Source organism: Bifidobacterium sp. LH_416, assembly GCF_056357055.1.
Window position 1 is genome coordinate 302769 of record NZ_JBKEVJ010000001.1, and the last position, 12560, is coordinate 315328.

Below are 12560 nucleotides of genomic sequence, written 5' to 3' on the forward strand. Positions count from 1 at the left end.
TTAAGCCCCCTGAAAAGCGAAGTGCCAATTTCCAGTGGCGAGGGCTATGGCGAGGGCGGTGAAAGGGATGGCCAAGCAGATGGCGTAGAAAACCCAGTCAATGGCATGGAGGCTGGAGACTCGAGCCTGGGAGCGTGGGGCTTCGGAACCGAACCCGCGGGCTTCCATAGCGGTGGCAAGTTTCGTGGCACGGCGAATGGAAAGCACCAGCAAACCGAATGCCTGCGAGAGTGCACGCATAATGGCGTTGCCATCGCCTAGACCGCGGGAACGCTGAGAAAGGCCAAGCGCACGCCAATCGTCCTGCAACAGCGTGAACATACGTAATCCAGCCAGACCGCCGTACACGAATCGCGGTGAGAAATGCAGAATTTCCACCAAACCGTCAGCCAAATCAGTGGGGTCAAGACCAAGCGCCAGAATCACGCCGGGCACTGCAATAGCCGCAACACGAATCGCCGTGGCAAGAGCCAGCGGGAAGGACCCCTCGGAAATCACAATCCAGCCAACAGACCAGAGGATCTCACCGGAAACTCGCGCATACAGAAAGACGGAAATAAAACTGCCCAAAGCAGCGATCCATACCGGCCAAGTCTTGCGGCAAACGGTCCATGGAGCCACGCCACCAATCCACAGCAGCACAAATTCAATACCCAGCGCGGTAGATGCGGACACCAAATCCAAGCTGAAGAACATCGGAATGCACAGCAACAGCGCGCCAATAATACGGCTCACCGGATTAATCCGCGCCACAAACCACGATGGAGAAGCCGGTTTGACCGGTTCTACACGGGTGTCCTGCGGACTAACCGTGACGATATCCGAAACAGTATCGATTTGCTGAATTGAAGCGTCAGAATGGCTGCCGCGCTCACCTTGAACAGTAATCTGTAATGGTTCGCTCATGCTCGGCTCCCCTCTTGGAACATCACGCGACGCGCGCCCAAAGCGTTCACCAATGCCTCATCATGCGTCACCATAATCACGCATGAACCCTGATCTCGAATAGCGGCGATAAGTTTGACCATTTCAGTCCATGTGGTGAAGTCCTGGCCAAACGTCGGCTCATCCATAACCAATACCTGAGGAGCTGCGGCAAGCATGGAAGCCACCGACAGACGGCGCTTCTCGCCGCCAGACAACGTGTACGGATTAGCCTGCGCAAATCGAGTCAGATTCATGCGTTCCAGCATGGAATCAGCAATTGCGTAGGCCTCCTCCTGGCTTTTGCCCATTGATTTCGGGCCTACGGCCACTTCATCGCGTACAAAATTCGCAGCAAACTGATGCTCTGGCTCCTGGAAAACCATGCCGATACGGCCCAAAAGCTCACGGCTTTTCCAGTGAATTGGCTCGCGGCGGTCTGCACGCGGCGCAAGTTTTTCAGCAATCAGCACTTGGCCATCAACGGGGGGCAATAATCCCGCCAAAGTCAATGCAAACGTTGACTTACCCGCACCATTCGGCCCCATCAATGCGGTGACTTCACCGGGGTAAAAATCAAGATTGATACCACTGCCCAGCGCACTGCCGCGGCCAAAGCTCAAGTTCCGGCAACTCAACACCGGCGTATCGGAATCCACATCAGCAGATTGCGCGGATACATTATTGACATTCACGGCATTGGCAGCCTTAGAGCCCGGCCGATAATCAGGAATCGCACGTCCTGGCACCCAAGCGCCACCGGAAGCCAGCACATCCCCCATTGCCGCAAAAACTTCTTCTGGCTTACCGTCAGCAATCACTGCGCCCGCAGGAGAGCCTGGTTCGGGGCGGCCAAGTACGATTACGCGGTCAACCAAATCCAGCCATACATCAATATGATGCTCGACCACAACCATGGTTTGACCGGTTGCTTCCACTACTTTTTTGACCGCATCGTGGACTTCGATTACGCCCTCTGGGTCAAGATTTGCGGTCGGTTCATCCAGTAGCAGCAGACCCGGCTTCATGGCCAGTACGCCGGCCAATGCGAGACGCTGACGCTGGCCGCCAGACAAATGGCGAGTGGAGCGATTCAGATCAAGATCTCCCAGACCTACTAAGCCTAGGGATTCACGTACACGCTGCCAGATTTCCTCGCGCGGCACGTCAAGGTTTTCACAACCGAATGCGGCGTCATCGCCCAATCGTTCAAGAATAATCTGCGAGTCCGGGTCTTGGAGCACCAAGCCCACACGGCCTCGCGCTTCGCGGGCGTCCACGCCGTCGATGGTGAGCGAACCTTCCTGTTCGCCTTCCTCATCGCCGCCGAGCACGCCTGCGAGTCCAGCCATCATCGTGCTTTTTCCAGCGCCCGAAGCGCCAAGCAATAGAACACGTTCACCTGGCTGGATAGTGAAATCAACGGCACGCAACGCGAAATCCTTACGCGTTGCGTGCCTCCAGCCCCAGCCGTTGGCTTCAACGGCGGCCGGTTGTACCTGCATCAGACGCGAGCCTGAGCGCGGCCGGACTCGAAGCGGTCAAGCACGCCGGTGGCGGCAATCGCACGGGAGAGGAACCAGACCACAATGCCAGCAATCACGATGCCGGAGATGATGGAGCCCACCAGGTACCAGGTGACGCGCAGACCGTTCCAGCCCGGGTTGGTAGCCCAGTAGTAAGCCCAGCAGCCCACGCCAGCCAGAGCACCGGACAGCAGGGTGGTGCCGATGTTCCACTTCTTGTAAGCGAATACAGCGAAGGCGATTTCAGCGCCAAGGCCCTGAATGATGCCGACGATCAGGGAGCCACCGACGCCCCACTGGTTGCCCAGGGTCAGCTCAAGGAAGGCAGCGAGGGTTTCAGCGAACAGAGCAGCACCCGGCTTACGCACGATGATGGCAGCCAGCGGGCCAGCGAACAGCCAGAAGCCGTTCAGCAGACCTTCGAAGCCCGGGGTAACGCCTTCGAACAGGGTCAGCGGGACAGCGCAGACGATGTCCCAACCCCAGAAAATAACGCCGGATGCGACGGCGATAATAGCGGCGACGACAATATCGACAACGCGCCACTTGTAGTTGGCCTTAGCCACAGCCTGAGTCATGATTGTGCCTTTTCTTCTCTTCTCATGCGGCTTGGGATGTAAAACACCAAGTCACATTGGGTTCAGGCACGGGTATGTAAGAGCGACAATTCCGTGACGAACGGCATTACCCGGTCACGTTCCATCGGTCGAGACTTATGCGTCTCCTCTCAGCCGCCCAACCGGCAGCTCCCGTGTCAACTCCCCGACTATAAAACAAACCACGGTCAAAGGCAATAGAAGCGTCTGAAGATTGAGGGTTGTTTGCTTATTTTGCGGACTCCCCTCAGTCCTCTTTGCGGACAGCTCCCCTCAGAGAGGGGAGCCGGAAAGGGCCTACTTGCCGAGCTTGGCGAGCAGGAGGGCCTCGGTGATCACATTGTTCTTGAGGCCATAGAGTGAAATGGACTCGTTGGGGCTGTGGGCATTGGCCTTCGGATCTTCAGGGCCGGTGACCAGCACCTGAGCGGCAGGGAACAGTCGCTGCAATTCAGGAATGAACGGAATGGAACCGCCCTGACCCTGGTTGATCGGCTTGACGCCGAAGGCTTCTTCCATAGCTTCCAGTGCATCCTTGGTGGCCACGGCATTCGGATCCATAGCCCAGCCCATGCCGTTATCCAGCTTGGTGACCTCAACCTCGGCGCCAAACGGCGGATTGGCCACCAAGAATGCAGCCAAGGCATCCTGAGCCTCCTCCGGACGCTGGTTCGGCGCGGTACGCAGTGACAAACGGAAACGGGTCTCTGGGGAAATCACATTGAACGAGCCTTCCACCGGCTGCGCATCGAAGCCAATCACCGTCAGGCTCGGCTTGGTCCACAAGCGAGAAGCCAACGAATCCGAGCCGGCGAGCACATAAGAATCCACCACACCGGCATCAGCGCGCACGCCAGCTTCATCAACATCCTGCTGCAGACCACCAATCGGCTGTTCAGCGGCAATACCTGGCACAGCCAAGTCGCCGTTGTCGTCATACAGCGAGGAAATCAGCATGGCAGCCAGCGTATTGGAATCCAGAATCGGGCCACCATACTGGCCGGAATGCACCGGATGCTTCAAGCCGCGCACAGTCACGTCCACGCAAGTGTTGCCGCGCAGTGAGGTGGTCAGCGACGGAATCTCAGCGGACCAGTTGCCGGAATCGGCCACGATAATCACATCGGAATCAAACTCATCCTTGTGCGCGCTGATGAACGGAATGAAGCTCGGAGAACCCATCTCCTCCTCGCCTTCGATGAACACCTTGATATTCACCGGCAGATCATCGCCCAGAGCCTTCAGCGCACCGGAGTGAATGGCAATGCCGCCGCCATCATCAGCAGAACCACGGCCATACAGTCGCCCATCAATCTCAGTACCGACGAACGGCTCAGTATTCCATTCAGCAGGATCCGGCACCGGCTGCACATCGTGGTGAGCATACAGCAGCACTGTGGGAGCCTCCGGGTTCACGATGCGGGAACCGATAACTTCCCAAGCACCCGAAGTACCGTCTTCATTCGTGGCCTGCACTACCTTGGCATCAATACCGACCAGCTTCAGCTCATCGGCCACAAACTCAGCCGAACGCTTCATATGTTCTGCAGTAATGCCCTTGGCGGAAACAGACTGCAACGCAATTTTTCGATTTAGTAGGTCAACAATGCGATTCCAATCGGATTCGACGCGCGCACGCACCTGGTCCACACTCAGTTCTGCCATGTGTTCTCCTTATATATAAAGGGCGTCATTGCAATGGTTACGCCTACACAACATGTGTCTGAACGTCACCGTAACCTCAAAGCATGACATGGAACCCGTTCAAAAAAGAAGAGGCCCAAGCTCCGGTGGAGCCGGCCGAAGAGAAGAAAACCGATCCGTCCGCCAGTAAGGGCCGCCCGACCCCGAAGATGAAGAAGGCTCAGGCCGCTGGCATCCGCCCGCTGGTTCCCGCCGACCGTAAGGCGAGCGCCAAGGCTGCCAAGGCTCGTATGCGTGAGCGTGAGAACGCCGAGTATGAGGCCATGCAGAAGGGCGATTTGAACCATATGCCGAAGTCCGAGCGACTGCCGTGGCGTATTTACATCCGCGATTACGTGGACGCCCGCTTCAACTTGGGTGAATGGTTCATTCCGGTCGCTTTTGCCATTCTGATCGTGTCCATGATCGTTACTTCCACCGTGCAGAGCGCTTGGGCATCGCTGATCATGATGATTTTCATGTACGGCTATCTGGTTGCCGTCATCATCGATGTTTGGCTGATGTGGCGCAAGCTCAAGGCTAAGCTCATCGCCAAGTATGGCGAGGCATCCGTTGCCAAGGGCTCCCGCTCCTTCTCCTACGCTTGGAGCCGCTCCATTCAGATGCGTCGCTGGCGTCTGCCCAAGCCGCGTTACGACAAGCGTGGTCACTGGCCTGAGGACTAGTGTTCGCACGGCAGTCAATTAGTATGACTCTGCATGTCTTGGCATGACTGCCGATTCCTGCTGTTTTTATGATTATGGCTCCCTATGATGGGAGCCATAATTGTTATCAGGGAGGATTCATGAGCGAACAGTTCGATGTGGTGATTATTGGCGCTGGCCCGGGAGGGTATTCCACGGCCTTGCGCGCTGCAGAACTTGGATTATCAGTAGCGCTTATTGAACGAGACGCCACGGTTGGCGGCACTTGTCTGAATCGTGGATGTATTCCTTCCAAAGCGTTGATCACCGCCACGCACACTATTGATACTGTGCATCGTGCGGCAGAGCTTGGCGTCAACGCTTCGGTTGATGGCATTGATTTCGGCACTTTGCGCGATTACAAGCTCCGCATTGTGGACACGATGGTACGAGGGCTTTCCGGGTTGCTTGCGCATCGTGGGATTACGGTGTACCGAGCTTTTGCCACGTTTAACGCAGACCAAGTGGATGATAACGACCATCACCTGGTCCATTTGGCTCCCGCTTCTGGCCAGTCCGAGATTGTTCTGTATCACAAGGCCGATGTGCCTGAGCCAGCCGGTACAAGCGTGGATCTCACTGCTTCTAATGTGGTGATTGCCACTGGAGCCAAGCCCCGTCCATTGCCTAATAATCCGTTCGCCGGCGCTCTTATTGATTCCACGCAGGCACTGGAATTAAACGAGTTCCCGTCTTCCGCCGTGATTATTGGAGCCGGCGCTGTGGCCTTGGAATTCGCCTCAATGTGGAATGCGGCCGGCTGCAATGTAACACTGTTGATTCGCAAGGATCGAGTACTTTCCAGTTGGGATCGACGTGCTTCCATGACGCTGACCCGCGAGCTCAAGCGCCACGGCGTTACCATCATTCCTCATACCGGCGTGACACATGTGGATGTGGGCGCGAATCTTGGCGCAACTGTGCATTACACGCGCGACGGCGTGGACGGCGAGCAAAGCGTGTGGGGCGAAATCGCCTTGGCCGCCATTGGCCGTGACCCGATCACCGACCCGGCGTGGGGAGTTTCCATCGATAACAGTGGTCATGTCACCACCGACGCCTTCGGACGTGCCAGCAAGCCGGGAATCTGGGCCGTGGGAGATGTGACGCAAGGTCATGCATTGGCACATCGCGCATTCGAACAAGGCCTGGTTATTGCCGAAACCATTGCCGGGCAAACGGTGAAGCCGGTAGATGAGACCACCGTGCCGCAAGTCGTATTCTCCTCCCCCGAAGCCGCATGCGTGGGCCTTACCATCGACCAAGCGCAGGCGCGAGAGGATTTGGTCGAGGTTCAGGAAACCGTGTACCCGATGATGGCCAATGCGCGCATGCTGATGCGCGGTACCGCAGGCTCACTAACCGTCGTTTCCGGCTGCTTTGCCGCAGATCCGGATACACCACGTGTGCTCGGCGTGCACATGGTCTCCCCGCTGGCCTCGGATATTATCGCGGAAGCGGAACAGCTTGTAGGCAATCATGTGCCGCTCTGCGATGCGGCTCGCTTGATTCATCCTCACCCCACATTCAGCGAAACATTGGGCGAGGCTCTGCTGAAGGCAGACGGCAGACCGTTACACACGCGCTAAGCGCGGACCAGCACACCTGATACAGTTATTTGCCAGTGTGTTCATTGCAATAACATGCAGTAAAGGAAAGAGTGATGGCGGACAAGGAAGCAAAGCCCAAGAAGCAAAGCACAATCAAGCAGGTTATCCAGATCTACAAGTACACGGCCAAGGAAGATAAGGCCCTGCCGTGGCTTGAAGCTGGCTCCTTCCTGCTGCCGGTTGTCGTTATGGTCATTATTGGCCTGATTTTCAAGTGGTCTTGGCTCACTTGGATTTTCCTGATGATCACGGCTGTGATGCTGGGCCTGCTCCTCGCCACGATGATGCTGACCCGTCGTGCTGACGCTGTGGGATACAAGCAGATCGACGGCAAGCCGGGTGCTGCCATTGGCGTGCTGAGCAATATGAGCAAGGCTGGCTTCGATTTCCCGCAGGAACCGGTGTGGATCGACCCGAAGACCAAGGATGCCATTTGGCGCGGTACTTCGATGAACGGCATTTACCTGATTGGTGAAGGCGATTACGGTCGCATCATGAAGGCTATGGACCGTCAGGAACGTGAGATCAAGGGCGTTACCGCTGGCTCCTCCATTCCGGTCTACCGTATTTCCGTGGGCCACGGCCCCAAGCAGGTTCCGCTGGAGAAGCTGCGCACCACGGTGACTCGTTCCAAGAGCTATGAGCCGACCAACCATAAGAATGCGCTGATCGCCAAGATTCACCCACGCCGCCGCTTCCTGCTGACCAAGGCTGAAATGGCTACGCTGAACGATCGTTTGCGTACGCTGCAGGCCAAGAAGGGTTACAACGTGCCGAAGGGCATCGACCCCTACCATCCGCAGAAGGTTTCTCGTCGCGCTATGCGCGGCCGCTGATAACAAGCGCTGCTGATACGAATACTGGACCCGCCTCTCCTCTATTGGATTGGCGGGTTTTCTTATATCGCTTTATATCACTGCAGCTATGCTGCACCTGCCGCTCTTCCTCTGCCGTTTCATGCCATCAGTCATTCATTGTCCACGTTGCGGACGGACTGAAGCTGCCTACATTTTCTAGCTGAAATATCAATTCCTTGAAATTCCGCGGTTTGTGCATTTTCATCAACCATCATGAAACATTCTCGTAACCCAAGTTTCGAGCTGGCGAAACGCGCGATTTTACGATGGGTACTGTTAAATTTCACACGAAAGGAGCGGTCCCGTGACCGAACTCAAGTCCAAGGAAGACGCCGAGGCCCTTATCAATAAGGAAGGCATCGAGTATGTCTCCGTTCGTTTCACCGATCTTATCGGCGTTCAGCAGCACTTCACCGTGCCGGCTAGCGAGTTCCTGAAGGACGCCTTCACCGACGGCATGCCGTTCGATGGTTCCTCCGTCCAGGGCTTCCAGGCCATCAACGAGTCTGACATGAAGCTGGTGCCGGATGTTGCCACCGCATTCGTCGACCCGTTCCGTAAGCACAAGACCCTCGACGTGGCCTTCTCCATCGTCGACCCGCTGACCGACGAGCCGTACTCCCGCGATCCTCGTCAGGTTGCTGGCAAGGCTGAGGCTTACCTGAAGTCCACCGGCATCGCTGACACCGCATCCTTCGCTCCTGAAGCTGAGTTCTTCATCTTCGACAAGGTCCGCTTCGAGAACGGCATGAACCGTTCCTTCTACGAGGTCGACTCCATCGAAGCTCCGTGGAACTCCGGCGTTGACGTTGAAGAAGACGGCACCCCGAACATCGGTTTCAAGAACCGCGTCAAGCGCGGCTACTTCCCGGTTCCGCCGATTGACCACACTCAGGATCTGCGCGACGACATGGTCGCCAACCTGCAGAAGGTCGGCCTGATCCTCGAGCGTTCCCACCACGAGGTGGCCGGCGCTGGTCAGCAGGAGATCAACTACCGCTTCAACACCCTGCAGCACGCAGGCGACGACCTGATGAAGTACAAGTACGTCGTCCACGAGACCGCTGCTCTGGCTGGCAAGTCCGCCACCTTCATGCCGAAGCCGATCGCCGGCGATAACGGCACTGGTATGCACTGCCACCAGTCCCTGTGGAAGGACGGCAAGCCGCTGTTCTACGATGAGAAGGGCTACGCCGGCCTGTCCGACCTGGCTCGCTGGTACATCGGCGGCCTGATCAAGCACTCCTCCTCCGTGCTGGCCTTCACCAACCCGTCCCTGAACTCCTACCACCGTCTGGTTCCGGGCTTCGAGGCTCCGGTCAACCTGGTGTACTCCGCTCGTAACCGTTCTGCCGCCATCCGTATCCCGCTGGCTGGCACCTCCCCGGCTGCAAAGCGTATCGAGTTCCGCGCTCCGGATCCGTCCTGCAACCCGTTCCTCGCCTTCTCCGCTCAGCTGATGGCTGGCCTGGACGGCATCCTGAACCACATCGAGCCTCCGGAGCCGGTCGACAAGGACCTCTACGAGCTGCCGCCGGAAGAGCACGCTGGCATCAAGCAGGTTCCGAGCTCCCTGGGTGAAGCTATGGACGCTCTGGAAGAGGATCACGACTTCCTCACCGCTGGCGATGTCTTCACCGACGATCTCATTGAGACCTGGATTGGCCTCAAGCGCGACGAGATCGATCAGGCTCGCCTGACCCCGACCCCGCTCGAGTACGAGCTCTACTACCACATCTGATAGGTAGTTTGGTCGTATAAATAATCCCCAACCATTTCGGTGGTTGGGGATTATTTTGTTGCGCATGTATTAATGCTTACATTGAACATGTATTGAGCATATTGAGCACTGATATACGGGTCAGAACAACGGTTCCATTCCCTCGCCCTGCGGTTTGCGCGCTTTCGTGGGCCGGCCAGCATGACGCGCATAAACCAGCCAACGGCCATCTTGATTTTCCATGCGTGCCTCAAATTTGCCGCTCTCAAAGCCTCGTCGTTCGCCGTTACGAATTTTCAGTACTGCCTTATTGGCAGCCGCGCGATTGACGGACTCCCCCACCTTATACCAGCCGGGATGTTCCTTAAGCCATGCAGCCAAAGCCGGCCCGTTCCTCTTGATTTGCGGGCGCGAATCCTCCAGCTGCGCATCATAACCTTTTCTACGGCATTGTTGCAGGAAATGCGCCGCCTCTAGCGGGTCATCAAAAGCTACCCTAATCGTCGTTTTTCCCATGAAAAGTCAGTATACCGCGCGGTAAACAGCCTTTAGCGCAATGCAGCATGAAGAAACGACCATATCCCAAACGTTCTTGCATGAACATACCTATAATGCTCGCAGGAAAGAGGGATATATCATGTCTGATCAAAAGAACGCGGGAGCTGCGGTCAAAGCCGCACTGCTTGCCAATGTCGGAGTGGCATGCGCCAAATTTGCTGCGGCAGCCTTCACCGGCTCGTCGTCTATGTTCTCAGAATCCGTGCACTCAGTGGCTGATTGTGCCAACGAATTAGTACTGATGCTGGGCGATAAGGCTTCCGATCATAAATCTCGCGGCGATCATCCGTTCGGCTTGCATCGTGTGAAGTATTTGGCGAGCTTCATCGTGGCCACGCTACTGTTCTTTGTCGGTGGCGTGTTCGCTGTATCTCAGGCAGCCGGCAAGCTTGCAGGACTCATTGAGGGGACTGTGCCACGTGAGACAGAATCCGTAGAGCTTATCGCCGCGCTCGTGGTGGTTGGTATTTCCGCTTGTCTTGAAGGATATGGCTTGCATACTTCCATTCATGAGGCTCACGGGCGTATGAAGCGTGTCAAGGTTGAGGATGATTCCCTGATTGGTTTCTGGCGTCGTACCAAATCCGCCGAACTGGCTTCGGTCATGATGGAAGATACGCTGGCGTTGATTGGCTTGGCATTTGCTGGTCTCGGCATTGGACTGTCCATTGTTACCGGCGACGAACTCTACGATGCCATCGGCGGTATGCTCGTCGGTCTGGTACTGGTATGCGGCTCAGCTGCGCTGGCCTTTAAGTCCGGCTCGCTTCTGGTAGGCGAAAGCCTTGATCCCAGCACGCGCAGCCTTGTAGTCAAGGCCGTGGAAAGCACTGATGGCGTGGATCGCCTGATCAATATGCAGGCGATCCACATGGATGAGGATTCCGTGCTGCTCTGTTTGAAAGTCGAAACATCCAAGCTTGACCGCGATTTCGACGTGCAAACAGTCGATAAGATCGAGACCAATATTCGCGGCGCATTGCCGTGGTATGAATGGGAGATCTACGTCGAGCCGGATATCTGGCGGGCTAACGCGTAGCCATCAGCTGTTCGGCAAGCGCACGGAAGGTCTGCCCGAGTGCGTCGGTGCGCATCGCACCATCAGCATCCAAGACTGCAGGGCGACCGGATTCGCCTATTTCCCGCACTTCAGGCTCCAACGGCAGCTGGGTCATCAGCGGCACATCATAACCAAGGGCTTCGGTCAATTGTTCAGAAACACGCTGGCCTCCGCCTTCGCCGAAGATGCGCAGCTTCTCCCCCTTGTGCTCGTAGTAGCTCATATTCTCTACTACGCCACGCACCTTCATCGGCACTTGCAAGGCGACCAGGCCGGAGCGTACAGCGATATCGGAAGCGGACGGCTGCGGCGTAGTGACCACCACGAGTTCCGCATTCGGCAATGCCTGAGCTACGGAAATCGCCATATCTCCCGTGCCCGGCGCCAAGTCCAGCAAGAGCACATCCGGCTCGCCCCACCAGACATCCGAAAGGAATTGTTCCAGCGAGCGCTGCAGACGCGGGCCACGCCAGAGAATCGCACGATCAGCGCCGGCAAACATACCAATGGAAATCAACTTAACGCCCCATGCAGTGACGGGCATCAGCATGCCGTTCAAATTGGTAGGCTGCGTGTGCACGCCAAAAAGTCGCGGCAACGAGAAACCGTAAATGTCAGCGTCGATGGCAGCGGTGTCATAGCCCAGCGCCGCAAACGTCGCCGCCAGGTTTGCAGTAACCGAAGACTTGCCGACGCCGCCCTTACCGGAAGCGATGGCAAAGATGCGGGTTTTGACGCCCGGCTTATTAAACGGATTCTGCTTGCGTTCGGCCTTCAGATCGGCGACTAGATCATCCAACTTGTCCCGACTCATCGAGGACACTTCAATATGTGGAGTGAGCTTGGCATCCGGATAGGAAGCGACGGCACCATTGATTTGGTTAGTGATGGTTTCCGAAAGCGGGCAGCCTTCCACCGTCAGTTCCACGTGCACGGTGACGTCATAATCGCTGCTTGTTCCATCTGCAGTGGGTACCGCGTTAATGGCGGCAATCATACCTAAATCAGTTACTGATCGGCCTAATTCCGGGTCAATCACACGACTCAAACGCTCGTAGATTGCTGCTTCGATCTCGCGGGTTTCGCTCATCAATCCTCCTTATTGCCGCCCACTAGCGTACCGTGCAATTCGCCGGCATGCCAGAGCTATCGTGGGATTACTCCGACCGAGAAGGAGATGACGTTGTTCGTCTTGGAATCATTGTTCAGCGAGGCAACACGTATCACCTGGCCTATTGACTGTAGGTTTTCCGACAGAAACTGTCGGGTTTCCAACATCGACTGTAGGAAAACTAACGTTGACTGTAGGAAAACCAACGAAA

General features: G+C 56.5%; 11 protein-coding genes. 5 read left to right on the top strand and 6 right to left on the bottom strand.

The genetic code is table 11. The features are described from left to right. The 4 genes from AC1AY0_RS01445 to AC1AY0_RS01460 form a co-directional block, all read right to left on the bottom strand. Positions 1 to 906, bottom strand: a complete 906-nt coding sequence (locus AC1AY0_RS01445) for an energy-coupling factor transporter transmembrane component T family protein (protein WP_476523416.1) — start codon at positions 904 to 906, stop codon at positions 1 to 3. Then, positions 903 to 2429 carry an ABC transporter ATP-binding protein gene (locus AC1AY0_RS01450; protein WP_476523415.1) on the bottom strand — a complete coding sequence of 509 codons (1527 nt, stop codon included), beginning with the start codon at positions 2427 to 2429 and terminating at the stop codon, positions 903 to 905. Before AC1AY0_RS01450 ends, AC1AY0_RS01445 begins: the two co-directional genes overlap by 4 nt. Beyond that, positions 2429 to 3028 carry an ECF transporter S component gene (locus AC1AY0_RS01455; RefSeq protein WP_476523414.1) on the bottom strand — a complete coding sequence of 200 codons (600 nt, stop codon included), beginning with the start codon at positions 3026 to 3028 and terminating at the stop codon, positions 2429 to 2431. Before AC1AY0_RS01455 ends, AC1AY0_RS01450 begins: the two co-directional genes overlap by 1 nt. 315 nt (positions 3029 to 3343) lie before the next feature. After that, entirely contained in the window at positions 3344 to 4711 is a 1368-nt protein-coding gene (locus tag AC1AY0_RS01460) for a M20/M25/M40 family metallo-hydrolase (RefSeq protein WP_476523413.1), read from the bottom strand. A gap of 83 nt (positions 4712 to 4794) precedes the next feature. Here AC1AY0_RS01460 and AC1AY0_RS01465 point away from each other — a divergent pair, with 83 nt between their 5' ends. The 4 genes from AC1AY0_RS01465 to glnA all read left to right on the top strand — a co-directional run bounded on the left by AC1AY0_RS01465 (position 4795) and on the right by glnA (position 9641). After that, a complete protein-coding gene (locus AC1AY0_RS01465; protein ID WP_476523412.1) occupies positions 4795 to 5415 on the top strand; it encodes a DUF3043 domain-containing protein in 621 nt (206 codons plus the stop codon). Between the two features lie 119 nt (positions 5416 to 5534). Continuing rightward, positions 5535 to 7022 carry a dihydrolipoyl dehydrogenase family protein gene (locus AC1AY0_RS01470; protein ID WP_476523411.1) on the top strand — a complete coding sequence of 496 codons (1488 nt, stop codon included), beginning with the start codon at positions 5535 to 5537 and terminating at the stop codon, positions 7020 to 7022. Positions 7023 to 7096: 74 nt separating this feature from the next. After that, a complete protein-coding gene (locus AC1AY0_RS01475; protein ID WP_476523409.1) occupies positions 7097 to 7879 on the top strand; it encodes a DUF4191 domain-containing protein in 783 nt (260 codons plus the stop codon). A 325-nt stretch (positions 7880 to 8204) separates the two neighbouring features. Next, a complete protein-coding gene (glnA, locus tag AC1AY0_RS01480) occupies positions 8205 to 9641 on the top strand; it encodes a type I glutamate--ammonia ligase (RefSeq protein WP_476523408.1) in 1437 nt (478 codons plus the stop codon). A 120-nt stretch (positions 9642 to 9761) separates the two neighbouring features. On the opposite strand, the gene AC1AY0_RS01485 is transcribed toward glnA, so the two are convergent. Continuing rightward, entirely contained in the window at positions 9762 to 10136 is a 375-nt protein-coding gene (locus tag AC1AY0_RS01485; RefSeq protein ID WP_476523406.1) for a hypothetical protein, read from the bottom strand. 121 nt (positions 10137 to 10257) lie between these two features. Between AC1AY0_RS01485 and AC1AY0_RS01490 the strand changes: the two genes are divergently transcribed. Next, the gene (locus tag AC1AY0_RS01490; protein ID WP_476525600.1) at positions 10258 to 11217 is read left to right on the top strand and encodes a cation diffusion facilitator family transporter; all 960 of its coding nucleotides are present in this window, start codon (positions 10258 to 10260) and stop codon (positions 11215 to 11217) included. Here AC1AY0_RS01490 and AC1AY0_RS01495 read toward each other — a convergent pair. Continuing rightward, positions 11207 to 12328, bottom strand: coding sequence for an Mrp/NBP35 family ATP-binding protein (locus tag AC1AY0_RS01495; protein ID WP_476523402.1), 1122 nt, complete (start codon positions 12326 to 12328; stop codon positions 11207 to 11209). The genes AC1AY0_RS01490 and AC1AY0_RS01495 overlap by 11 nt on opposite strands. Between the last annotated feature and the right edge of the window lie 232 nt (positions 12329 to 12560).

Excerpts from the sequence above, each read along its gene's own strand:
- AC1AY0_RS01445 (WP_476523416.1), bottom strand. The coding sequence starts at position 906 with ATGAGCGAACCATTACAGATTACTGTTCAAGGTGAGCGCGGCAGCCAT.
- AC1AY0_RS01450 (WP_476523415.1), bottom strand. The coding sequence starts at position 2,429 with ATGCAGGTACAACCGGCCGCCGTTGAAGCCAACGGCTGGGGCTGGAGG.
- AC1AY0_RS01465 (WP_476523412.1), top strand. The coding sequence starts at position 4,795 with ATGACATGGAACCCGTTCAAAAAAGAAGAGGCCCAAGCTCCGGTGGAG.
- AC1AY0_RS01495 (WP_476523402.1), bottom strand. The coding sequence starts at position 12,328 with ATGAGCGAAACCCGCGAGATCGAAGCAGCAATCTACGAGCGTTTGAGT.
- AC1AY0_RS01470 (WP_476523411.1), top strand. The coding sequence starts at position 5,535 with ATGAGCGAACAGTTCGATGTGGTGATTATTGGCGCTGGCCCGGGAGGG.
- AC1AY0_RS01460 (WP_476523413.1), bottom strand. The coding sequence starts at position 4,711 with ATGGCAGAACTGAGTGTGGACCAGGTGCGTGCGCGCGTCGAATCCGAT.
- AC1AY0_RS01475 (WP_476523409.1), top strand. The coding sequence starts at position 7,097 with ATGGCGGACAAGGAAGCAAAGCCCAAGAAGCAAAGCACAATCAAGCAG.
- AC1AY0_RS01490 (WP_476525600.1), top strand. The coding sequence starts at position 10,258 with ATGTCTGATCAAAAGAACGCGGGAGCTGCGGTCAAAGCCGCACTGCTT.
- AC1AY0_RS01455 (WP_476523414.1), bottom strand. The coding sequence starts at position 3,028 with ATGACTCAGGCTGTGGCTAAGGCCAACTACAAGTGGCGCGTTGTCGAT.
- AC1AY0_RS01485 (WP_476523406.1), bottom strand. The coding sequence starts at position 10,136 with ATGGGAAAAACGACGATTAGGGTAGCTTTTGATGACCCGCTAGAGGCG.